This is a genomic window from Pimelobacter simplex, from assembly GCF_024662235.1.
Taxonomy (GTDB): domain Bacteria; phylum Actinomycetota; class Actinomycetes; order Propionibacteriales; family Nocardioidaceae; genus Nocardioides.
Genome location: NZ_CP096276.1, coordinates 681,286 through 701,601, shown reverse-complemented (window position 1 = coordinate 701,601; position 20,316 = coordinate 681,286). Strand labels below are relative to the sequence as shown.

The 20,316-nt window shown below is 72.8% G+C and carries 28 protein-coding genes; 15 read left to right on the top strand and 13 right to left on the bottom strand.

What is annotated here, in order from left to right; genetic code table 11:
- Window positions 1-30: 30 nt before the first annotated feature.
- The 11 genes from M0M48_RS03310 to M0M48_RS03260 all read left to right on the top strand — a co-directional run bounded on the left by M0M48_RS03310 (window position 31) and on the right by M0M48_RS03260 (window position 7,001).
- Entirely contained in the window at window positions 31-393 is a 363-nt protein-coding gene (locus M0M48_RS03310; RefSeq protein ID WP_257754389.1) for a hypothetical protein, read from the top strand.
- A 1-nt stretch (window position 394) separates the two neighbouring features.
- Complete coding sequence (locus tag M0M48_RS03305) at window positions 395-742, top strand: hypothetical protein (protein WP_257754388.1); 348 nt, start codon at window positions 395-397, stop codon at window positions 740-742.
- 26 nt (window positions 743-768) lie between these two features.
- Window positions 769-1,188: a hypothetical protein gene (locus M0M48_RS03300; RefSeq protein ID WP_257754387.1), complete on the top strand. Its 420-nt coding sequence runs from the start codon at window positions 769-771 to the stop codon at window positions 1,186-1,188.
- 12 nt (window positions 1,189-1,200) lie between these two features.
- Window positions 1,201-1,566, top strand: coding sequence for a hypothetical protein (locus M0M48_RS03295; RefSeq protein ID WP_257754386.1), 366 nt, complete (start codon window positions 1,201-1,203; stop codon window positions 1,564-1,566).
- A gap of 3 nt (window positions 1,567-1,569) precedes the next feature.
- On the top strand, window positions 1,570-1,890 hold the full coding sequence (locus M0M48_RS03290) for a hypothetical protein (protein ID WP_257754385.1): 321 nt from the start codon (window positions 1,570-1,572) through the stop codon (window positions 1,888-1,890).
- Between the two features lie 149 nt (window positions 1,891-2,039).
- Entirely contained in the window at window positions 2,040-3,290 is a 1,251-nt protein-coding gene (locus M0M48_RS03285; protein ID WP_257754384.1) for a hypothetical protein, read from the top strand.
- Window positions 3,287-4,930: a hypothetical protein gene (locus M0M48_RS03280; RefSeq protein ID WP_257754383.1), complete on the top strand. Its 1,644-nt coding sequence runs from the start codon at window positions 3,287-3,289 to the stop codon at window positions 4,928-4,930. Before M0M48_RS03285 ends, M0M48_RS03280 begins: the two co-directional genes overlap by 4 nt.
- A gap of 40 nt (window positions 4,931-4,970) precedes the next feature.
- On the top strand, window positions 4,971-5,351 hold the full coding sequence (locus M0M48_RS03275) for a hypothetical protein (RefSeq protein WP_257754382.1): 381 nt from the start codon (window positions 4,971-4,973) through the stop codon (window positions 5,349-5,351).
- On the top strand, window positions 5,348-5,899 hold the full coding sequence (locus tag M0M48_RS03270) for a hypothetical protein (protein WP_257754381.1): 552 nt from the start codon (window positions 5,348-5,350) through the stop codon (window positions 5,897-5,899). The genes M0M48_RS03275 and M0M48_RS03270 overlap by 4 nt, the downstream gene beginning before the upstream one ends.
- Window positions 5,896-6,630, top strand: a complete 735-nt coding sequence (locus M0M48_RS03265; RefSeq protein WP_257754380.1) for a hypothetical protein — start codon at window positions 5,896-5,898, stop codon at window positions 6,628-6,630. Before M0M48_RS03270 ends, M0M48_RS03265 begins: the two co-directional genes overlap by 4 nt.
- Entirely contained in the window at window positions 6,627-7,001 is a 375-nt protein-coding gene (locus tag M0M48_RS03260) for a hypothetical protein (protein WP_257754379.1), read from the top strand. The genes M0M48_RS03265 and M0M48_RS03260 overlap by 4 nt, the downstream gene beginning before the upstream one ends.
- Here M0M48_RS03260 and M0M48_RS03255 read toward each other — a convergent pair.
- From M0M48_RS03255 to M0M48_RS03245, 3 genes are all read right to left on the bottom strand, one after another.
- Window positions 6,994-7,761, bottom strand: a complete 768-nt coding sequence (locus M0M48_RS03255; RefSeq protein WP_257754378.1) for a tyrosine-type recombinase/integrase — start codon at window positions 7,759-7,761, stop codon at window positions 6,994-6,996. The two genes, M0M48_RS03260 and M0M48_RS03255, sit on opposite strands and share 8 nt — an antisense overlap.
- Before the next feature lie 70 nt (window positions 7,762-7,831).
- Window positions 7,832-7,993 (bottom strand): hypothetical protein, encoded by a 162-nt coding sequence (locus tag M0M48_RS03250; RefSeq protein WP_257754377.1) that lies wholly within the window; start codon window positions 7,991-7,993, stop codon window positions 7,832-7,834.
- A complete protein-coding gene (locus M0M48_RS03245) occupies window positions 7,990-8,145 on the bottom strand; it encodes a hypothetical protein (protein ID WP_257759299.1) in 156 nt (51 codons plus the stop codon). Before M0M48_RS03245 ends, M0M48_RS03250 begins: the two co-directional genes overlap by 4 nt.
- 196 nt (window positions 8,146-8,341) lie before the next feature.
- Between M0M48_RS03245 and M0M48_RS03240 the strand changes: the two genes are divergently transcribed.
- Both M0M48_RS03240 and M0M48_RS03235 read left to right on the top strand, forming a co-directional pair.
- Window positions 8,342-9,862 (top strand): serine/threonine-protein kinase, encoded by a 1,521-nt coding sequence (locus M0M48_RS03240; RefSeq protein WP_257754376.1) that lies wholly within the window; start codon window positions 8,342-8,344, stop codon window positions 9,860-9,862.
- A gap of 46 nt (window positions 9,863-9,908) precedes the next feature.
- Entirely contained in the window at window positions 9,909-10,613 is a 705-nt protein-coding gene (locus tag M0M48_RS03235) for a GAF and ANTAR domain-containing protein (protein ID WP_257754375.1), read from the top strand.
- Here M0M48_RS03235 and M0M48_RS03230 read toward each other — a convergent pair.
- The 10 genes from M0M48_RS03230 to M0M48_RS03185 all read right to left on the bottom strand — a co-directional run bounded on the left by M0M48_RS03230 (window position 10,594) and on the right by M0M48_RS03185 (window position 18,429).
- Window positions 10,594-10,767 carry a hypothetical protein gene (locus tag M0M48_RS03230; RefSeq protein ID WP_215816364.1) on the bottom strand — a complete coding sequence of 58 codons (174 nt, stop codon included), beginning with the start codon at window positions 10,765-10,767 and terminating at the stop codon, window positions 10,594-10,596. The genes M0M48_RS03235 and M0M48_RS03230 overlap by 20 nt on opposite strands.
- Before the next feature lie 95 nt (window positions 10,768-10,862).
- Window positions 10,863-11,843 carry a WYL domain-containing protein gene (locus M0M48_RS03225; RefSeq protein ID WP_257754374.1) on the bottom strand — a complete coding sequence of 327 codons (981 nt, stop codon included), beginning with the start codon at window positions 11,841-11,843 and terminating at the stop codon, window positions 10,863-10,865.
- The gene (locus M0M48_RS03220; RefSeq protein WP_215816366.1) at window positions 11,840-12,754 is read right to left on the bottom strand and encodes a WYL domain-containing protein; all 915 of its coding nucleotides are present in this window, start codon (window positions 12,752-12,754) and stop codon (window positions 11,840-11,842) included. The genes M0M48_RS03225 and M0M48_RS03220 overlap by 4 nt, the downstream gene beginning before the upstream one ends.
- Before the next feature lie 91 nt (window positions 12,755-12,845).
- Window positions 12,846-15,278, bottom strand: a complete 2,433-nt coding sequence (locus tag M0M48_RS03215; protein WP_257754373.1) for a penicillin acylase family protein — start codon at window positions 15,276-15,278, stop codon at window positions 12,846-12,848.
- A 58-nt stretch (window positions 15,279-15,336) separates the two neighbouring features.
- Window positions 15,337-15,660 (bottom strand): GroES family chaperonin, encoded by a 324-nt coding sequence (locus tag M0M48_RS03210; RefSeq protein ID WP_257754372.1) that lies wholly within the window; start codon window positions 15,658-15,660, stop codon window positions 15,337-15,339.
- A gap of 14 nt (window positions 15,661-15,674) precedes the next feature.
- Entirely contained in the window at window positions 15,675-15,923 is a 249-nt protein-coding gene (locus tag M0M48_RS03205) for a DUF3618 domain-containing protein (RefSeq protein ID WP_215816368.1), read from the bottom strand.
- Window positions 15,920-16,693, bottom strand: coding sequence for an energy-coupling factor ABC transporter ATP-binding protein (locus M0M48_RS03200; protein WP_257754371.1), 774 nt, complete (start codon window positions 16,691-16,693; stop codon window positions 15,920-15,922). Before M0M48_RS03200 ends, M0M48_RS03205 begins: the two co-directional genes overlap by 4 nt.
- A complete protein-coding gene (gene cbiQ, locus M0M48_RS03195) occupies window positions 16,690-17,382 on the bottom strand; it encodes a cobalt ECF transporter T component CbiQ (protein ID WP_215816370.1) in 693 nt (230 codons plus the stop codon). Before cbiQ ends, M0M48_RS03200 begins: the two co-directional genes overlap by 4 nt.
- A gap of 16 nt (window positions 17,383-17,398) precedes the next feature.
- Window positions 17,399-17,743, bottom strand: a complete 345-nt coding sequence (locus M0M48_RS03190; RefSeq protein ID WP_215816371.1) for a PDGLE domain-containing protein — start codon at window positions 17,741-17,743, stop codon at window positions 17,399-17,401.
- Entirely contained in the window at window positions 17,740-18,429 is a 690-nt protein-coding gene (locus tag M0M48_RS03185) for an energy-coupling factor ABC transporter permease (protein ID WP_257754370.1), read from the bottom strand. The genes M0M48_RS03190 and M0M48_RS03185 overlap by 4 nt, the downstream gene beginning before the upstream one ends.
- 124 nt (window positions 18,430-18,553) lie before the next feature.
- Here M0M48_RS03185 and bcp point away from each other — a divergent pair, with 124 nt between their 5' ends.
- Together bcp and M0M48_RS03175 are read left to right on the top strand one after the other, a co-directional pair.
- Window positions 18,554-19,045, top strand: a complete 492-nt coding sequence (gene bcp / locus M0M48_RS03180; RefSeq protein ID WP_257754369.1) for a thioredoxin-dependent thiol peroxidase — start codon at window positions 18,554-18,556, stop codon at window positions 19,043-19,045.
- Between the two features lie 27 nt (window positions 19,046-19,072).
- On the top strand, window positions 19,073-20,314 hold the full coding sequence (locus tag M0M48_RS03175) for a hypothetical protein (RefSeq protein ID WP_257754513.1): 1,242 nt from the start codon (window positions 19,073-19,075) through the stop codon (window positions 20,312-20,314).
- Window positions 20,315-20,316: the final 2 nt, after the last annotated feature.

Below are 20,316 nucleotides of genomic sequence, written 5' to 3'. Positions count from 1 at the left end.
CTCGCCACCGCTGACCCCCGAGAGGACGTCATGACGACCACCCCCGCCGAGCCCCTGTTCCCGTGGCTGCCGCCCGCGCGCGTGCTGCGCTGGCTCGGCCTCACCGACTCCGACGAGGCCGCCGCGATCGCCGAGGACTGCCGCCGCGCCGCGGCCGCGTGGTGTGAGACCCAGCGTCCCGACCTCATCGACGCCGACACCGGAGTGTTCAGCGTCTCCGACGCGATCGTGCAGGCCGGCGTGATGGCCGCCGCCCGGCTCTACATCCGCAAGGGCAGCGGCGCCGGCCTCCCGGCCTACGCCGAGCTTGGCGCCGGTGACGTGCTCAGGCTCGACCCCGACGTCGCGCGGCTGCTCGGCATCGGCGTCTACGCCCCGCCCCGGATCGGCTGACGTGGCGACCGGGAGCATCGTGGCCGACGCCAAGGCGTTGGCCGAGCTGCTCGACGCCGCCGGCATCCCCGCCACCCACGACCCCAGCCGCGCGATGGCGCTCGGGGTGTGCGTGCTCGTGCCGCCGCCGGTCATCGACTACACGACGAGCAGCAACGTCTACCGGCTCGCCTGCCTGAGCGACAAGCCGATCGGCAGCCTGGCCGCGCTGGTCGACCTCGACGGCCTCGTGCAGCAGCTCCGCGACCACGAGCACGTCTACCCCGAGCGCGCCGAGCCCTCCGCCTACGCCCTCACCGCCGGCGAGAAGCCGCGCCCCGCCTACATCGTCACCATCACCCACCCCTGACCGCCCCACCCGACAGGAGACAGCCCATGACCGTAGGGACCATCGAAGACAGCCGGCTCAAGGGCGGCACGCTCGTTCTCGACTCCGTGCCGTTCGCCAAGCAGACCACCGAGTGCGCGCTGACGCCGTCCGTCGCCGAGGAAGGCGAGCGCACCGAGGTGCTCTCGGGCGCCGTGATCGAGCCCGAGGAAGTCACGAGCTGGACCCTCGACATCAACGCCATCCAGGACTTCGACGACCCCGCCGGCTTCGTCGAGTTCGCCCGCGCCAACGCCGGTCAGATCGTCTCGTTCAGTTGGGAGCCCAACCAGACCGGCGCCCCGACCTACACCGGCAGCGTGCGCGTGCGGGCGGTCAAGATCGGCGGCGTCGTCGCGGCCCGCAACCAGTCGGACACGAGCTGGCCGGTGATCGGCGACTACACCACCACCTACCCCGCTCCCTGATCGGCCGACGACGTGAGCGACCCCGCCGCCGACCTCGCGCGCGACCTCGACCGCGCCGCCGAGCAGCTCGTCGACCTCAACGGCGTCAACCGCGCCGCCGGCGAGCTGATCGAGCGCGACGTCGAACCCCGCGTTCCCCGCGGCGCTACCCGCCGGCTCGTGGGCAGCGTCGCGGCCGAGGTCGGCGAGCAAGGCGTCTCCGTCGCCGCCGGCGGTCCCGGCATCGAGTACGTGTGGCCCGTCCACCAGGGCGTGCCCAGCCGCGGGATTCCCGCACACCCCTTCCTCACCGACGCGCTGGCCGCCACCGAGGCCGCCGTCACTGACCTGTACCTCGGGCACGTCGACGACGCGCTCGACACCCTGAAAGGACCCTGACCAATGGCCAAGCTCAAGCGCATGCAGTACGACGTCCTGCTCGACGACGGCACCGAGGACGGCGTCGAGCACCGCGTCGTCGTCATCCACGGCGACATGATCCGCGGCGAGCAGGCCGCCCGCGGGCGCAAGCTCCCCGCTGACGCCCACATCGACCGCGGCTCGATCTACGTCTACTGCGCCATGAAGCGGCAGCAGATCACCGACAAGCCCTACGGCGAGTGGATCGACACCGTGCTCGCTATGGAGCCCGTCGACGACGGGAACGGCAACCCCGAGCTGGTGGCCGTGGACCCTACGTCGGCGCCGAGCGACTCGCTCTGACCCTGGCGCACTACTTCGGCGGCGGGCCGGCCTACTGGCTCGATCCCGACCTCGACGAGCGGCTGATCGCGACCGCCGTCGACCTACTCCCCGACGACCCCGACCAGCCCGACGACCCCGACCAGAGCAACCCCGGACAGGAGTGACCGATGGGCGACATTCGCCGCAAGCTCGGCATTGACGTCGACGTCGACGTTCACAAGGGCGTCGACGGCTTCGCCGACCTCGGCCGCGCCGCCCGCGCGATGGGCGATGATGTCGAGCGCTCGACCGAGCAGGCCGAGCGCGGCACCCGCGACCTGGCCGAGTCCGCCGACAACCTCGGCTCATCGAGCGCCCAGCTCGCCGGCGGTCTCGGTGACCTCGGCGGCGCCCTGTCGGGGATGCCCGGCCCACTCGGGCAGCTCGGCACCGGCATGGAGTCCGCAGCGCCGCTCATCATGGGCGTGACCGGCGCTATGGACCTCGCGTCGCTGGCGATGAACAGCAACGTCATCGCCACGGTCCGCGCCCGTGCCGCCACGATCGCCAAGGCCGCCAGCGAGAAGGCCGCCACGGTGGCCACCAAGGCGATGACGGCCGGTCAGTGGCTGCTCAACGCCGCCATGACGGCCAACCCCATCGGTCTGGTCATCCTGGCGGTGGCCGGACTCGTGGCCGGCTTCGTGCTGCTCTACAAGCGCTCGGAGACGGTCCGCAAGATCGTCGACGCGGTCGGCGGGGCGCTGAAGTCGGCCGGCGGGTGGATCGTCGACATGGGTAAGAAGGTCGGCGGCTTCATGCTGAAGTGGTCGCCCCTCGGGATCGCGATCAGGCTTGTGCGCGACAACTTCGGCCAGGTGACCGGCAAGGTCCGCGAGCTCGGCGGGTGGCTCGCCGACAAGCTCGGCCCGCGCCTGCGCGACTTCCGCGAGGGCGCCGGCGCCGTAGGACGCTGGCTGCGCGACACCTTCGCCGGCATGGTCGACGCCGCGGTCGAGCCGTTCCGGGTCATGTACGACTGGATCAAGAAGGTCATTGACTGGCTCGGCAAGATCAAGGTCCCCGACGCGCTGAGCAAGATCGGCGGCGCCATCGGTGGCCTGATCGGCGGCGCTGCGCCCGTCACGGTCGGTGCGCCCCAGCTCGCCGGCGGCGTCGGTTCGTTCGACCGCCGCAGCGGGATCGCGACGGCCGCTCTCGGGCTGCCCAACTTCGATCGACTGTTCGCCGGCGTGTCCGCGGCCGGCGGCATCGGCCGCCCGGTCGTGCAGGTCGACGCCCGTACGGTCATCAAGGTCGACGGAGCGCTCGACCCGGTCGCCGTGGGTGACCAGATCCTCGAGATTCTGCGCCGCCTGGAGCGCCGCCGGCCGGGCAGCATCGCCAGCCTCATCAGCCGTTGGGTCGGCCGCCGATGAGCGCCACCGGCTACACCGTCGACCTGTGGATCGGCGAGTGGCACACGGTCATCGACCAAGGCGACGAGGCCGACGACCTGCTCGACGACGGCGCGCTCGCCCTGGCCGGCATGCGGGTCTCGTGGGAGGTCGACCCCGCCCGGTTCCCGGCCGGCGAGCCGCCCGCGCAGCTCACGATGTCGCTCTACGTGCCGGGCAGCTCGACCACCAAGCCGGCCGTGTATCAGGGCCAGACCGTCAGCGTCACCATGACCGATCCCGGTTGGACGCCGGCCACCGGCACCCCGCCGTTCGTCGAGTTCGGCGGGCAGATCACCGACGCCGACGCCGACCCGTACCTCGACGGCCTGCTCTACACGCTGGCCGCCATCGACTATCGCGCCCTCGCCGCCGAGGAAACCATCGAGGTCGACCTGCCCGGCCGCGAGCCATTCCACGGCCTCGACGTCGACGTGATCCGCGGCGTGCCGGTCGTCTCCGGCACCCAGCCCGGCGAACAGGACCCGCCGCGATGGGGCGCCGCGCCGTGGGAGTCCCCGCTGCTCTGGGGTCGGCTAGCGCGAGTGTTCGCGTCGTCAGACCTGCCGTTCACCTACCTCGTGGCCGAGGACTTCTCTTCGTTCAGCTACTTCGCCGCGACCCCGGCCTCGCCGACCTCGACCGCCGAGCTGGTCGACGCCACGATGATGGCCGGCTCTCGCCGCGACAACCCGCCCAGCGTGACCGGCAAGCTGCCGCGCGCCACCCAGGTCCCGTGTCTGGTCCAAGAGCTGACGCACGCGCCCGGCACGACGCGCCTTGTGCTCGACCAGTTCCGGCAGGCAATGACGCTGTCAAGCCCGTTCGCCGACGACGACGAGCTGCCCTACGTCCTCGCATCACCTGCGCCGCCGCTACTCACCCGCACCCGCCGCGACCCGGCCGCGTGGGCGGCACCTCGTGTCGGTTTCGAGCTGCCGGCCTCGGCCGTCGACAAGCCGATCAGGTGGCGACAGGACAAGGCCGCGCACCCCACGCGCGTTCGCATCGAGTCGGAGATGTTCGCCAGCTACCCGGCGACCGCAGCCGACGAGGCCACCACGCCGCTCATCCCGTCGTACACCCTGTACCGACCCGATCAGGAGCAAGCCCGCGGCGGCGCCGTCGCCCGAGCCGAATCGCTCCCGGTCTACTCGGCCGAGTACGCACGAGACGTTGCGTTCGCGCTGCTCGGCAACGAGTTCGACGCGGTGCCCAGGTGGTCATTCGACGTCGTCACCTTCGACCCCACACGGCTTCCCGCCGGCCGGCCGTGGCCGCGCATGTTCACCCCAGCCGCCCTGCCCGCCGGCGAGACCTGGCAGCGCAACGCCCACGCCCTCGGCCGGCTCGTGCTGGTGACCGGGATCAAGCCCGAGTGGAACATCACCACCGACGACCTCGACGGCGGCGACGTCCCCGCCCGGCTCTCCGGCGCTGCCGTCGAGATCGGCGCCGGCGGCAAGGTCACCTGCAGCGTGACCCTCCGGCACTCCGTGCCCTACCCGAACCGCGGTGCCGTGACGTTCGCCGACCTGAACGCCGCCGGCTACGGCGCCCGCCGCGCGGCCCACTTCGGCTCGCTCACCGCCTACGACCTGTGGCTGACCGACCGCCCCTAACCACTGCTCACCCACCCCCACCGCCGAAAGGACACCGCTCATGGTGCTTGAGACCGCCGTCAAGAAGATCCCCTACCTCGAAGAGGCCGACCCCGTCGCGAGCTATCCCGCCGTCGACACCTCCGCCGCGAGCCGCGTCGAGGCGCTGTTCGTCGCCCTCGGGTTCAAGGCCGCCGCGGTCGGCACCGCCACGGTCACCATGACCGCGGCCACCAGCGGATCGGTTGCAATCGCCTTCCCCGCAGGCAAGTTCACCACCGCGCCCCGGATCTACGTCTCGCTCGGCTCGGCGTCCTCGGCCAAGGTGATCCCCCGCGCGACGGCGTCCAACGTCAACTCGGGGACCGTGTTCTGTTTCACCGGCGACGGCAGCTCCGTCACGTCGACCAACACCGTCTACTGGCTGGCGATCGAGGCATGAGCGCCACCCGTTCGCAGGCGATCGCCCGCGCCCTCGCCTCCCGCAGCTACCCGCGCGGCATGTGCTACCGCTGGACCCGCGAGATGTTCGGCCTGCCCGCGGTCGGCGACGTCGACCGCGACGGCGATGCCGACGCCGTCGACGGGTGGAAGGCGGCCAAGCGCTGGCACCTGCTCGACCGCAAGCCCCCGGCCGGCGTCCCCGTGTTCTGGTCGGGCGGCAGCGCCGGCCACGGCCACGCGGCGATCACGGTCCCCGGCGGTGTGCGCTCGATCGACGTCGGCCCGACTGGCTTCGGGTCGGTCGGCACGGTGCCGCTCGACTGGTTTGAGCGCCACTGGGGTCTGACCTACCTCGGCTGGTCCGAGGACCTCGGCGGCGTGACCATCCCGACCGACCCGCAGCCGGCCGCGCCGGCCAAGCGTCGCCCGGCGTACGTCCGTGCAGCACGCAAGGCGATCGCCCTGGCCCGCAAGGCCGCCGGCCCGGTCCAGCGCCGCAAGCTCGACCGGGCTGACGCCGAGCTCCGGAAGATCAGGCCCCGATGAGGCGCACGCCCACGCCGCGACGGCGGCGCCGGCGCTGGCTCGACGAGCGCCAGCGTGCCGGCAAGGTGCGCCCGCGCCCGGTGGTCGTACGGGCCACGAACGCCGCTTCGGTCAGCTACCGCCCCGAGCGGGCCGCCGGCGTCTGGCGCAAGTCCATCGACAAGCCCGGCAAGGCCGGCACGCCCGACGTCGTGCTCGCCGTCGAGCTGGCCGACGTGGACGCCAAGGCCGAGGGAGCGGCCGCGGGCATGCAGGTCTTTCAGCGCGGCCCGGTCGGCGCCCCCGACTCCGCGCTCGGCATCGCAGTCCGCCGCGGCCGCGCCAAGCTCAGTCAGCCCGGCCTCGACGCCGGCGTGCCCGCCACCCGCGAGGGTGGCGGCATCCGCGCCCGCCCGATCCTGCACACCAGCATCGTGTTCGCCGCCGGCACCGCGGCCCGGTGGGCGCGCGGGTTCGTGCTCGGCCACGCCCACCCCGGCCGCGCCCCGCTCGCCCGGCTCGACTACCTGCGCCGGTTCTTCGCCACCCCCGGCGCGATCCACGTCGGGGACCTCAACATCGGCCACAGGTGGGCCGCTCGGCTCACCGGCCGCCGCGTCTACAGCGCCGGCGTACTCCACATCGCAGTGCCGCGATGGATTCCCAGCAAGCGCGCCGGCGTCGTCGACGTCGACAGCGACCACCTGGCCTTGGACGTCGTCCTATGGCCCACCCCCAAGGAGAGCAAGTGAAGACCACCAACGCCGTTGTGCTCGCGATCGCGGCCGGCTTCGTAACCATCGTGGCCGCGGCCGCCGTCGTGTTCGTCGTCGAGCCCGACGCCGCAACCGAGTTCGTCACGCCCCTGCTGACGTTCGCCGGCACGACCTTCGCCGTCATCGCCGGCCTCGCGTCCGTGGGCCGCAAGCAGGATGAGCAGCGCCGCCAGCTCGACGACGTCAGCAGCAAGGTCGAGTACCTCGCCAACGGCGGCACCGACGCCAAGGTCCGCGCCGGCGTCGCCGACGTGATCCGCTCCGAGCTGCTCGACCCCAAGGCCGCCGAGCAGATCGCCGCCGACCGGGCGCACCGTGAGGCAGGCCCGGCCGGCTCGGTCAGCTGACGTCGCGCTCCATCCACGAGCGAATGTCGGAGAGGTCGGCGCCAACGTAGATCGCCGTCGTCTCCGGCTTCGCGTGCCCGAGGAACTCCTGCGTGGCGCGCAGATCCTTGCCGCCCTCGTTGTAGGACTTCGTGCCGGCCCGATGGCGCAGCGTGTGCGTCGTCGGGCCGCTGAGCGCTGCCTTGACGAGCTTCCCGAGATGCGCCGGCGTGAGGTGACCGCCCTGGCTCGACGGGAACAGGTAGCCCTCGGGCCGGCTCAGGATCAGACGCGCGATCGTGTCGGGCACGGGGAACACCCGCTCGTGCCCGCCCTTCCCGAGCACGCGCAGCACGTGGCCACCGATGCCGGGCTCTAGCCAGTCGCTACGCGAGCGGGCAATCTCGCCCCGCCGTAGGCCACAGACGCCCCCGAGCAGCACCGCGAGCCGCGCCCGCTCGTCCGCGATCCTCAACGCCCAGCGGTAGGCCGGCTCCGGCGTCGGACGCGGCTTGCCGCGCGGCACCCGGACCTCGGGCAGCTCGTGCGCCGGCGAGTGACTGATCCCGGTCCCGCGGGCGAAGACGGCCCACTTGTAGAACGCGCGCAGCGACGCCCGGTAGGACGCGGTCGTGTTCGGCTTCCAATCGTGCGAGACCAGCCACTTGGTGAGCTGCTCGACGGTGACGGCCGCTGGCGGCGTCCCGAGGGCGCTCGCGGCGCGTCGTACGTGGTACAGGCGTAAGGCGATCGTCTCGGGCGACAGGTGGCGCAAGCGCATGTGGTCTTCCCATCCCCCGAGTAGCCGCTCCCAACTACTACTCATCTACGTAGATAATCGTGGGGTCGCGCTAGGCCGGCACCGAGCCGCCACACTCGTAGAGGCACACCGGTATCTCGTCCCACTTCGGGGGCGCCGGCGCCGGCTCCGGGACGTCGCGGGTCGCCAGGATCAGGCCGGCGGCGATCACCGCAGCGATGACCGCCACGAACGCCAACGTCCGCGCGATCATGCGTGGATCCACTGCAAGCACTCGGGGCAATCCACGTCCGCGAGGACCGGCGACCACGGGCCAGGGACATAGTCGACGAGCGCGGAGTCCGGCGCGTCGAGCAGCGGGTCGATGCACGGCGGGAGCAGCTCGACTCCCAGGAGGTGGATCACGACGCCACCACCCGACCGCGCCAGGCGTCCAGCTCGACAACCACCCCGAGAACGCCCAGGTCAGGGGCGCTTTGCTCTGAATCAGCGGGTTCGGGGTTCGAGTCCCTGATGGCGTACCAGACGAAGACGAAGGCCGGGTGACCACGAGGTCACCCGGCCTTCGTCGTCTCCCCGCGTGCTCCACTACGATCCCCCGGTGGACCCCCAGCCACCGCTTCCGCCGCCTCCCCCGGCCACGCCCCCTCCGCCGCCGCCCCCGCCCGCCGGGTACGACGGCCCGCCCACCCAGCACACCCTGATCGTCCCGGGCGTGGACCTGGTCGAGGAGATCGGCCGCGGCGGCTTCGCCAAGGTCTGGCGGGCGCGCCAGGTGGCGGTCGACCGCGAGGTGGCCGTCAAGATCGACAACCGGGTGGTCGACGACGACACCAACCGGCGCCGGTTCGTCCGCGAGGCGACGGCGGTGAGCCGGATCAGCGGGCACCCGCACGTGGTGTCGCTGATCGACGTGGGCGTCACCAACGACAACCGGCCCTACCTCGTGATGGAGCTCTGCGCCAACGGCAGCCTGGCCTCCTACCTCGACGCGCACGGGCCGCTGCGGGTCGACGAGGCCATCGAGGTCGGGCTGGCCGTGACGAGTGCGCTGGCGGCTGCCCACGAGGCCGGGATCCTGCACCGCGACCTCAAGCCGGGCAACGTCCTCATCGACGCGTGGGGGACACCGCGGCTGTCCGACTTCGGCCTCGCCGCGCTGCCCCAGCCGGGGCAGGACCTGTCGGTGAGCCTGGAGGCCCTGACGCCGGCGTACGCCTCGCCCGAGGCGTTCGCCGCGGCGCCACCGACCACGCAGTCCGACGTCTTCTCGATGGGCGCGACGCTGCACGCGATGATCACCGGTGCCTCGCCGCGGCGCAGCACCGACGGGCGGCCCGCGTCGGTCGAGGAGATCCTCGCGGGGCTGCGCAGCGAGCTGCCCGATCCGGGACTGCCCGACGGCGCGGGGCTGATGCACGTCATCCGCACCGCGACGGCGTACGACGCCGCGGACCGCTACCCGACCGCGCGCCAGCTCCACGACGCCCTGCGCGCCATCCGGCCCGGGGTCGGCAGCGGCGGCCTGGTCGTGGGCGGGCCCGAGGCGAGCTTCACCCAGCTGCGCGGCACCGTACCGCCCTCGCCGCGGAGCACCACCGCGCCCGCTCCCCCGCGCCGGCGCTGGCCGCTGGCCGTCGCCGGTGCCGTCGCCGGGCTCGCGCTCGGAGGACTGGGCGGCGTCCTGCTCGCGCCCGACGGCGCCGCGGGCGACAGCGGCGACGACCGCGACACCCCCACCGCGACCGACCGCACCGGCGACCCCGGGGCGGGTCCCTCGGCCGACCCGCTGTCGGGGGCGCCGAAGCTCGGCGCCTGCTACAGCGGCGTCCAGCAGATCGGCCAGGCACTGAGCGCGACGTCCGGCCCCTGCACCGACGGCCCGTGGGAGGTCTTCGAGGTCGGCCGGTTCGACGAGGCCACCACGGACGTCACGACCGACGCCGTCGGCGCCGATCCCACGGTCGACGCGACCTGCACCGAGGCGAACCTGCGGACCTACCTCGGGGACAAGGGGCGGGCCCAGCGGGGCACCTTCGACGTCTTCGTGCTCCCGCCGAGCACCACGGCCTACATCCAGGGGCAGCGCTGGTTCGCCTGCCTCTACCGGGCGACCGACTGATCCGGCCGGTTCCGGGTACCGCCCCGGAGCACCGAGGAGGTCCGTCGTGAACCCTGACCGCAACGAGATCGCGTCCGCCCTCACCGAGGCGGCGCAGGAGATCCACCGCCACCGCTCGCTCGACGACACCCTGGACGCCATCGTCCGGGCCGCCCAGCAGACCGTGCCGGCCTTCGAGCACGTCGGCATCTCGATCACCCACAGCAACGGCACCATCGAGACCCGGGCCGGCACCGGCCAGCTCGTCTGGGAGGTCGACGAGCTGCAGTACAAGCTCGCCGAGGGACCCTGCTACGACGCCATCCGGCACGGCGGCGTCACCGTCATGGACGACATCGACCAGGAGGAGCGCTGGCCCCGCTACGTCGACGAGGTACGACGCCTCGGCCTGCGCGCCCAGATGGGCCTGCAGCTCTACACCGACGACGGCGCCCTCGGCGGCCTGAACCTCTACTCCCGCGCCCCCGGCGTCGACCCCGACGCGATCCAGCTCGCCGAGCTCTTCGCCGCGCACGCCGCGATCGCCCTGGGCCGCGCCCGCCACGAGCACCAGCTCAACGAGTCGGTCGCCTCGCGCCAGGCGATCGGGACGGCGGTCGGGATCATCATGGAGCGCTACCGGATCCCCGAGGACCGCGCGTTCCAGTTCCTGGTCCGCGCCTCGTCCACCAGCAACATCAAGCTGCGCGCCATCGCGCAGGAGATCGTCGACTCGACGGCGGAGCGGTTCGTCAACGAGGGCCGGGCGTGAGGGACACCTTCTCCACGGGCAGCCAGGCCGTCGCCACGTGCCCGTCCAGCTCGTAGGTGACGAGGACGGAGCGGCCGTCCGGGGCGGTCTTGAGCACCAGACCGGGGACGCTGCCCTCGGCGAGCTCGACGAGGACGTGGGAGAGCGGGGGCACGGGGACCTCCTGGCAGCGGGGTCGCGCGGACCCGGGCGCAGCCCCCGTCCTGAGCCGCTCGCGCCGAGCCTAGACCACGGCGGCCCGCGCGGGCATCACGCCGAGTGGTGGAGCAGCAGCTCCTCGGCCAGGACGACGCCGGCGTTCTCGAGCGCGGGCGGCTCGATCACGAAGGCGGTCGGCCCGGCGGCGAGCAGCAGCTGGCCGACCCGGCGCTCGAGGGGCGGCAGGAGGTCGACGTCGACGACGACCGACTCCTCGTCGTCCTGGACCAGGGTGACCTGCTCGGCGTAGAAGTCCGCGGCCCAGCGGGCCTCCTGGGGCAGCAGCACGCGCACGGTCGTGGTGGCGCGCTGGGCGGCGAGGACCTCCCCCAGCTCCTCCGGTACGACGAACTCCCGGTCCAGGAGCGTGACCTCGCGGATGTTCGAGAGCAGGTAGGTGCGCAGCCGGCCGTGCTCGTCGGGCGGCCCGGCGTCGACCTCCCAGCCGCGCCGGGTCTGGACGAGCCGGTAGGGGTCGATCTCGCGCTCGGAGACGCCCGGCTGCCAGGCCCGGGAGTAGACGATCCGCGCGGCCCGGCGCGACTCGCGCGCCTCTTGCAGCAGCGGCAGGGAGCGGTTGCGGTCGGCGAGCCGCGGCACGTCGCCCGGGGTGCCGAGCAGGGTCTCGGTGAGCACCTCCAGGGCACCGGCCAGGTCGGCGTTGTCGGGCTCCAGGTCGAGCAGGGCGAGGGCGGCGGTGTGGACGAGGGCGAGCTCGGCCGCGTCGACGTACTCGACGCCGAGCTCGCCGGTCTCCTCGACGAAGCGGACGATCTCGGCCTCGGCCGGGTCGACGTCGGAGCCGTCGGGACCGAGGAACTCCAGCACGTCGGGGCGGGTCAGGCCCAGCAGCCAGTCCGCGGAGACGTCGGCGGTGTAGAACGCCAGGAGGTCGTCGCGCAGCTCGGCGGCCGGTACGCCGAGCTCGGCGGCGAGGTCGGCGAGCGGGAGGCCGTCGGGGTGGGCGGCGAGGCGCTCGAAGGCCCGCGGCAGGCGGGCGATCCGGGCGGCGTAGAGAGGGACCTGGCTCATGCGGGGTACTCCATCCCGGCGGCCGCGGCGAGGGCGGCGACGAGGTCCTCGCGGACCTCGGGCGGGCCGACCACCCGGACCCGGGTGCCGAGCTCGTAGATCCGGGCCCGCAGCGCCTCACGGTTGGTCACCCGGTAGGTCAGCAGCACGTCGTCGCTGCCGGCGCCCTCGGGGACGACCTCGTGCGGCTCGCCCAGCCAGCGTCGTACGTCGGGCTCGAAGCGGGCCGGGGTGCGCAGCACGACGTCGACGGGCGGGTCGAGCTGCCAGGTCATCGGGTGCAGCCCGGCATGGCGCACGGGCGGGACCAGGGCCGCCGAGCCGGCGGGACCGGCCTCGGGCTCGGCCATCCGGTCGACGACGAACGTCTTGACCGGGCCTGCGTCGGCGACCGCGGCGTCCTCGACGCCGCGCAGGTACCAGGCGCCGTTGCGGGTCTGGAGCGACTCGGGGTGCACGACGCGCGCGACGCCCTTGTAGCCGAAGCGCAGCACGCAGCGGTCGCGGACCGCGCGGACGACCTCGGAGAGCGCGCCGCTCGTCGTGCCGTCGAGGGCGGGCGCGGGCGCGGCGACCTCGACCGGCCGGGCGTCGGCGGGCAGGCCGAGCCGCTCGACCAGGTCGTCGCGGTCGGCGAGGAGCACCGCGCGGCGCAGCGCGGTCTGCTGCTCCGGGGTGAGCCGGACGCGCAGCCGGTTGTCGACGGTGGTCATCCGGTAGCGCGCGTCGTCGCCGGCCTCGGCGACGTTGTCGATCAGCCAGCCGAGCCGGTTGAGGTTGCGCAGCTCGCGGCTGAGCTGGGTCGGGGCGTCGGCTCCGTCGAAGCCGGCCACCTCGAGCAGCCGGTCGCGCGGCACCCCGGCCGCGCCGGCCGCGCGCAGCACCGCCGCGATGCGTACCAGCCGCTCCATGGGCGCGCGCTGGTCGCGTCCTGGCCCCTTCGCCACCGTGGTCCTGCCTCTCCGCGCTCGGTCGAACGCGTCGAGCGTATCGGTGGCCGGGTCAGCTCCCCTGCAGGGTGATCGTCCGCACCAGTGCGGCCTGCACCTGGGCGGGCGTCCACGGGAAGCGCACCCACTGCTCCTGGGAGTAGAGCCGGGTCTGGTCGGCGGACCACGGCGAGGCCGGGTCCTCGTCCTGGCTGTAGGTGAGGATCGTGCGCGCGTCGACGCTGCCGTCGGCGAGGTAGGACACCGCCTGCACGTGCGAGGAGCCGTAGCTGACCGGCTTGTAGCGGTCGGTGTTGCCTGCCGGGGCGATCGATGCGAGCGCGTTGGCGTTGCCCGCGAGGTCGCCCTCCCCGCCCCCGAGCGGGTACGCCGGCGCGCCGCGGTCGCCGGCCACCTGCAGGCTCCCCCACGGGGCGTCGAAGGCGACGCCGGCCTTGCGGACGGCATCGATCGCGGCCTGCATCGCCTTGACCACGGGCGCGGTGGTCTTGAGCCCGCGCGGGGTGGTGAACGGGTTCTTGGCGTCGAACGGGACCGTCCACAGGTTCGTCCCGGTCGGCGCGCGCTCGACGAAGGCCTCGAACAGGTGGGTGCCGACCGAGGTCACGTCGGAGTGCCCGTCCCAGGCCTTCAGCACCGCGCAGGCACGGGTCTCGCCCGTCTTGGCGCACACCTCGTCGAGCCGGCCGCCCTCGCGCATCACCTCGGCGGCGCGCACCCGGTTCTCGTACTCGTGCCCGCGCAGGGTCTCCGGGGTCTCCTTGCCCACCTTCAGCCGGTCGATGACGTACTGCGCGACCATCCGGGTCCGCATCGTCCGCGCGCACTTCTCGCAGCCGATGATCGAGGCGTAGCCCTCGAGCCGGACCTGGTCGTTGGGCGTCCAGTAGGAGTCGTTGGCGTTGATCACCCAGTCGCGGCGCACGACGGCGGGCAGCTTCGCGGGCCCGAGGATGCCGGGGCGCTGCGCGTCGGCGTCGGTGCCCCACGCGCAGGCGCTGTCGGCGAGCAGGCCGTTGAGGCCGGGCAGCCCGGCCACGGTCTTGAGGAGCAGGCCCACCGGCGTCAGGCAGCGGGTGACGAGCGCGTCGGGGACGTTGGGGACGACGCTGTGGTCGGCGTAGAGCACGTCGCCACCGCGGTCGGCGGCGATCGTGTTGACCCACGGCATGCCGCCCCCGGCGTCCTGGCGGCGCAGGAGGTCGCGGCTGCTCGTGGCCTGGCCCATCGAGAGGAACGTGTCGATGGTGCGCAGGTGCTCGGCGTTGGCGTCACGGATCGCCCAGAGGCTGATCGGCGACCAGCCCATGAACTGCGAGGGGCTGTCGATCACGTAGCCCTGGGGCGTGCGCCACAGGTCCTCGCGCACGGTCTTGATGGAGCCGTCGGGCTGCTTGGCCGCGATCTCGACCCAGCGCCGCTCGGCCTTCTTGAGCAGGCCGTTGGCGCTGAGGTAGAGCGGGCCGGGGCCGACGGTGAGGTACTCGTAGGGCGTGAAGCGGTAGGCGGTGGAGACCGTGTGGCTCCACGCGACGTCCTTGTTCCAGCCGATGTTGACGACGGGCGAGCCCATCAGCGAGCCGCCCGCGGCGTCGTACTGGCCCGGGAGGGTGAGGTGCTGCTGGGTGAACTTGTAGCGCCCGACCCACGGGAAGTGCGGGTTGCCGAGCAGCAGCCCGCGCCCGGTGGAGCTCTTGTCGCCGCCGATGGCGGTCGCGTTGGAGCCGAAGTCGCTCTCTTGCCCCAGCGAGCGCAGGAGCGCCTCGCGGTCGACCTGCGCGGCGTACGCCGGGACCTCGGCCTTGGTCGTGGGCAGCTGCAGGCCGATGCCGAGGTCGGGCAGGCCCGGGTCCTGGAGGGTCGGCGGGTCCGCCTCGACGATCTCCTTGACGAAGACCCCCGACGAGCCGATCAGGTTGGCCAGGTAGACGCCGTACCAGAGGTCGAGCTCGGTGGCGTCGGGCTTGATCCAGGCCTGGCCGCGGCAGGCCGGGTCGGTGATCCGGTTCTCGCGCAGCCACCGGTTGACCCCGGCCGCGTAGCCCTTGACCATCTCGCGGGCCCGCGGGGTCGGGCCGGCCGGCGAGGTGAGCAGGCCCTCGACCACCTTGCGGTTGCGCAGGTCGGTGACGAAGGCGTCGACCTGGAGGTTGCTGGCCTCCATCGAGACGCCGTCGCGGTAGCGCGCGTCCGGCCCCAGGTAGCGCGAGCGCTGACCGCGCGCGGTGAGCACCGTGTCGGCCAGGTTGCAGATCGACGAGCGCGCCGTGGCGTAGCCGCTGCCGTAGCCGAGCGAGCCCCAGTCGCGCGCGGTGATGTGCGGGATGCCGTGGGCGGTGATCTTGACCGTCACCTGGTACGACGGCGCGGGAGCCGACGCGGGCGCCGGTGCCGGTGCCGCGTCGGTGGGCCCGGGCCCGGCCGCGGCCAGGACGGGCACCACGAGGGCGGCGGCGAGCAGCGTCAGCAGTCGGGGGGAGCGCACGAGGGTGCAACGAGTTGCACCCGATGTGCGTTACGTCACACCGGGCGCGGCGGGAGGCTCAGAGGTAGAGCCCGGCCGCCTCGTCGCCGAGCCGGTCGGCGGCGACCGCGTGGATGTCGCGCTCGCGCATCACGACGTAGACGTCGCCGGAGACCTCGACCTCGGCCTTGTCGTCGGGGTCGTAGAGCACCTTGTCGCCGGTCACCACCGCACGGCAGTGGGGACCGACCGCGACCACGCGCGACCAGGCCAGCCGGCGGGCACCCATCGCGGCGGTGGCGGGGATGACGATGCCGCCCGAGGAGCGGCGCTCGCCGGCCTCGGTGTCGGTCTCGCACAGGATGCGGTCGTGCAGCATCTTGATGGGGGTCTTGTCGGTCACGGGCGCGCCGGACCTCAGTGGGTGATCTTGCGCAGCACGACGCCGAGGGCGATCACCCCGACGACGATCCCCACGGTCTTGAGGATGTTGTCCGTGCGGGGCTCGCCCGTCTGGACGTCGACGTAGTGGGCCTTCACCTGCGCCACCTCGCGACTGACGATCGTCTTGGGGTGCGAGCGGTAGAGGAGCTGGTCGATCGTGCCTGCGAGGCGCTCGCGCGCCTCCTCGATCTCACGCTCGATGTCAGAGGGAGTCTCACTCACCGGGGCAGGCTATCAACCGCGATGGTGCGCGGGTCGAAACCCCAGGGCAGTTCCAACCGGTGGGCACGCATGAGGGCCTCGTCGGTGAGCACGTCGTACGTCGATCCGTCGGCCACGACCTTGCCGTCGCTGAGCACCACGGACCGGGGGCAGAGCTCCAGGGCGTAGGGCAGGTCGTGGGTGACCATCAGCAGCGTCACGTCGAGCCCGCGCAGGATGTCGGCGAGCTCGCGGCGCGAGGCGGGGTCGAGGTTCGAGCTGGGCTCGTCGAGAACGAGGATCTCGGGCTCCATGGCCAGCACCGTCGCGACCGCGACCCGGCGCCGCTGGCCGAAGGAGAGGTGGTGCGGCGGCCGGTCGGCGAAGTCGGCCATGCCGACCTGGTCGAGCGCGGTCATCACCCGCTCGTCGAGCGCGGCGCCCTTGAGGCCGAGGTTGGCCGGGCCGAAGGCGACGTCGGCGCGGACCGAGCCCATGAAGAGCTGGTCGTCGGGGTCCTGGAAGACGATGCCGACCCGGCGCCGGATCTCGAGCAGGTTCTTCTTGGTCACCGGCAGGCCGCTGACCGCCACGCTGCCCGCGCCGTCGCCGCTCTCGCCGGACAGGATGCCGTTGAGGTGGAGCACGAGGGTGGTCTTGCCGGCGCCGTTGGGGCCGAGCAGGGCGACCCGCTCCCCCGCGTGGACGTGGAGGTCGACGCCGAAGAGCGCCTGATGCCCGTCGGGGTAGGCGAAGGCCAGGGAGCGGACGTCGAGGACGGGCGTGGTCACCGGGCCTCCTCGGGGAGGCGGCCGTCGTAGCCGCGCGAGAGCATCGCCAGGTGCACGCGCTCTCCCCTCTCGTACGACCGCACGAACAGGGCTCCGAGCGTACGCGCCAGCGCCGGCCAGTGCCGCGGGGACCGGGGGTCGACGCCGCGCGAGCGCATCGCGGTGAGCATCCGCCCGAGGTCGCTGGTGACCACGTCGAGGTAGCGGATCATGAAGCCCATGATCTGCACGAGCAGGTCGGGGAACCGCAGCCGCTGGAGGCCGCGCAGCACCTCGGCCGGCTCGGTGGTCGCGGCGAGCGTCAGCGACGCGAGCACGCCGAGCGTGCCCTTGGCGACCAGTCCCCAGGCGGCGAGCAGGCCGGACTCCGAGAGCGAGAGCTCCCAGCCGCCGACCAGGTGGACGGCGACCCGCTCCCCCTCGGCCACGAACGGCACGAGCGCGGCGAAGACGAGGAAGGGCACCTCGATGACCATCCGCGGCAGCAGGTAGCGCAGCGGCACCCGGGCCAGCACGACCACGCCGAGGACGAGCACCAGGTAGCCGCCGAAGACCGGGTACCACTCGCGCGGGGTGGCGACGACGCCCAGCACGAAGCCGAGCAGCACGAGGATCTTGAGGTGTGCCGGAGCCCGGTGCACCACGGAGTGCCCGTGGAAGTGCAGCCGGTGCCCGTGCCCCGCGCCCATCGCGTCGCCGTCCGGGTCAGTCCGCGTCGGCCGGCACCGGTGGCTCCGCCGGCGCCACATCGCCGGCGGAGCCATCGCGACGCCGGAGGACCCAGAAGAGTCCCCCGCCGATCACCAGCGTCAGGAGGACGCCGGCCACGCCCGCGATCCCTCCGCTCAGCCGTTCGTCGTCGACGCCCTTGGTGCTGTAGTCCGCGAACGGGCTCCCGGTGTCGACCGGGTCGTCGGCGGAGTCGCTGAAGCCGGTCTTGCCGGCGACGTACTCGAGGCCGTCGGGGTGGCTGCTGGCGTAGTAGCTGCCGATGCCCGCGACAAGCAGGGCCACGAGCAGGCCCGCGAGGAGGAAGCGGCGGTTCTTCACGCGCCCACCTCCTCGGTCCGGAGGCGGCTTCGTCGCCCGGCGATCCCGCGCGCGCCGCGCACGAGGTCGGGGCGGGAGGTGACCACGGCGCTGACCACGAGGCCGGTGATGAGGGCCTCGCCGATGCCGATGACGACGTGCCAGCCCACCATCGCGGCGAGCACCTTGCCGGTGGCGATGTCGGCGGTGCCGCCGATCGCGAAGAGCAGGCTGAAGACGGTCGCGGCCGCGGGGACCGAGACCAGCGCGCCGGCCGCGGCGGCCACGGGCACCGAGCCGACCTTGCGGGGCAGCACGCCGAGCACGAGCCGGAAGACGCCGTAGCCGACGACGACCCCGACGATCGCCATCAGCGTGATGTTGGTGCCGAGCGCGGTCAGCCCGCCGTCGGCCATGAAGAGACCTTGGACCAGCAGCACCACGCTGATGCAGAGCATCGCGGTCCACGGACCGACCAGGACGGCGGCGAGCGCGCCGCCGAGCAGGTGGCCGCTGGTACCGGCGCCGACCGGGAAGTTGATCATCTGGCCGGCGAAGACGAAGGCCGCGACCAGGCCGGCCATCGGAGCGGTCCGGTCGTCCAGCTCGGTGCGCGCCTTGCGGAGCGCCAGGCCCACGCCCGCGGCCGCGACGACGCCGGTCGCGATCGACGTCGGGGCGTCGAGGAAGCCGTCGGGGACGTGCATCGTTGCTCCTGTACTCGGTCCAGTGTTCGGAAGCGCGCCACCGGGGTAGTTAGATGGTCACGAGCACGACCCACTTTATTGCACTTGCTTTGCAACAACGCAACCTTGTCAGGAGCTGGAACACATGAGCGACCCCGTCCGCCTCGCCCCCGGCGACAGCGCTCCCGACTTCACCCTCGTCACCGACGACGAGCGTGAGGTCTCCCTCGCCGACCTCCGCAAGGAGGGGCGCAAGGTGATCGTCTACTTCTACCCCGCCGCGATGACGCCGGGCTGCACCAAGCAGGCGTGCGACTTCACCGACTCCCTCGACGCCCTCCAGGCCGCGGGCTACACCGTGGTCGGCGTCTCGAAGGACACCCCCGCCAAGCTCGCCAAGTTCCGCGAGCGCGACGGGCTCACCATCACCCTGCTCTCCGACCCCGAGCTGACCGTGCACCGCGCCTACGGCGCCTACGGCGAGAAGAAGCTCTACGGCAAGCTCGTCGAGGGCGTCATCCGCTCGACGTTCGTCGTCGGCACCGACGGGGCGATCGAGCTCGCGCAGTACAACGTCAAGGCGACCGGTCACGTGGCGAAGCTCCGCAAGGACCTCGGGCTCGCCGCGCCCGCCTGACCCGAATCCCGCTAGAGAAGGACTCCCATGAAGCTGCACCAGGCGCTCGCCGACCTCGCCCGCGACCACGGACACGACCTGTTCCGTGACGCCACGGCCTTCCGTGGCTCGCTCGACGACTACCTCGACGAGGGCCAGGCTTCGAGCGGCACGATCAACCTGCTCACCGACGCGGTGCGCCTGGGTGCCCTCGACGGCATGGTGACCATGCTCGACAGCGGGGCCAACCCCGCCGACGCGGTCGAGTCGGCCGGTCAGCGCCTGGCCCGCGACCGCGGCAGCGCCGACGTCCGCGGCTGCCAGTGGGCCGTCGCGGTGCTCGGCTTCGCGCTCGGCAAGGTGCCCGAGACGCTCGTCGCCGGCCTCGACCCCGACGCCGGGACGGCCGCGCCGCCGTCGTACGGGCCCGGGGGGACGGCGCCCGTCGCCCCCACGCCTCCGCCGCCGGCCCCGATGACCTCGCCCGTCGCGCCGCCCCAGCAGCCGATCGTCTCGCCCCCGCACCAGCCGATGGTGTCCCCGCCGCACCCGGTCCAGCAGGGCGGCGGCGCCGGCTACGGCGCCCCGTCGTACGCCGCGGGCGGCTGGTCGCAGCAGCCGCCCCCGCCGAAGAAGAAGAGCAACACCGGCTTCATCGTCACCGCGATCGTGGTCGCCCTCGTCCTCATCGTCGGCGGTGTCATCGGCATCGTCGCGCTCGCCAACGGCGGCGGCGACGACAAGAAGGCCGACGACCCCGAGACCACCGCCACCACCGACGACACCGGCTCGACCGACAAGCCCGACGAGCCGAAGACCCCGCCCGCGGACGCCCTCCAGGGCCTGGGCTACTTCTTCACGCTGCCCGCCGGCTGGAAGGACGCGACCGAGGACTTCCTCGCCCAGAACCCCGGGGTGACCACGCTCGACAAGGTCGCGATCTGGGGCAGCACCTTCAACACCGCCCGCGCCAACGTGATCGTCGAGACCCAGTCGGCCTACGGCAGCACCGACCCGGCCGACCTCGAGAGCACCTGGAAGACGGCGCTCAGCTCGGGCGACCCCAGCGTCGAGGTGACCGACATCGACGCCAAGACCATCGACGGCGAGTCGGCGATCGGCGTCGACATCGCCCGTACCAACGACAACGGCGTCGAGGTGGCGCAGCGCGCCTACCTGGTCGTCAGCGGCGACAAGGGCTACTCGATCACCGTCTCGCTCAAGAAGGGCGACACCTCGGTCTTCGACAAGTTCGACGAGATCCTCGACACCTGGACGTGGACCGAGTGAGC

Bases quoted from the DNA above. Each gene is read 5' to 3' on its own strand.
- M0M48_RS03310 (WP_257754389.1), top strand. From the start codon at position 31: ATGACGACCACCCCCGCCGAGCCCCTGTTCCCGTGGCTGCCGCCCGCG.
- M0M48_RS03300 (WP_257754387.1), top strand. From the start codon at position 769: ATGACCGTAGGGACCATCGAAGACAGCCGGCTCAAGGGCGGCACGCTC.
- M0M48_RS03290 (WP_257754385.1), top strand. From the start codon at position 1,570: ATGGCCAAGCTCAAGCGCATGCAGTACGACGTCCTGCTCGACGACGGC.
- M0M48_RS03285 (WP_257754384.1), top strand. From the start codon at position 2,040: ATGGGCGACATTCGCCGCAAGCTCGGCATTGACGTCGACGTCGACGTT.
- M0M48_RS03280 (WP_257754383.1), top strand. From the start codon at position 3,287: ATGAGCGCCACCGGCTACACCGTCGACCTGTGGATCGGCGAGTGGCAC.
- M0M48_RS03275 (WP_257754382.1), top strand. From the start codon at position 4,971: ATGGTGCTTGAGACCGCCGTCAAGAAGATCCCCTACCTCGAAGAGGCC.
- M0M48_RS03270 (WP_257754381.1), top strand. From the start codon at position 5,348: ATGAGCGCCACCCGTTCGCAGGCGATCGCCCGCGCCCTCGCCTCCCGC.
- M0M48_RS03265 (WP_257754380.1), top strand. From the start codon at position 5,896: ATGAGGCGCACGCCCACGCCGCGACGGCGGCGCCGGCGCTGGCTCGAC.
- M0M48_RS03255 (WP_257754378.1), bottom strand. From the start codon at position 7,761: ATGCGCTTGCGCCACCTGTCGCCCGAGACGATCGCCTTACGCCTGTAC.
- M0M48_RS03250 (WP_257754377.1), bottom strand. From the start codon at position 7,993: ATGATCGCGCGGACGTTGGCGTTCGTGGCGGTCATCGCTGCGGTGATC.
- M0M48_RS03225 (WP_257754374.1), bottom strand. From the start codon at position 11,843: ATGAGCCAGGTCCCTCTCTACGCCGCCCGGATCGCCCGCCTGCCGCGG.
- M0M48_RS03220 (WP_215816366.1), bottom strand. From the start codon at position 12,754: ATGGAGCGGCTGGTACGCATCGCGGCGGTGCTGCGCGCGGCCGGCGCG.
- cbiQ (WP_215816370.1), bottom strand. From the start codon at position 17,382: ATGGGCGCGGGGCACGGGCACCGGCTGCACTTCCACGGGCACTCCGTG.
- M0M48_RS03185 (WP_257754370.1), bottom strand. From the start codon at position 18,429: ATGCACGTCCCCGACGGCTTCCTCGACGCCCCGACGTCGATCGCGACC.
- bcp (WP_257754369.1), top strand. From the start codon at position 18,554: ATGAGCGACCCCGTCCGCCTCGCCCCCGGCGACAGCGCTCCCGACTTC.
- M0M48_RS03175 (WP_257754513.1), top strand. From the start codon at position 19,073: ATGAAGCTGCACCAGGCGCTCGCCGACCTCGCCCGCGACCACGGACAC.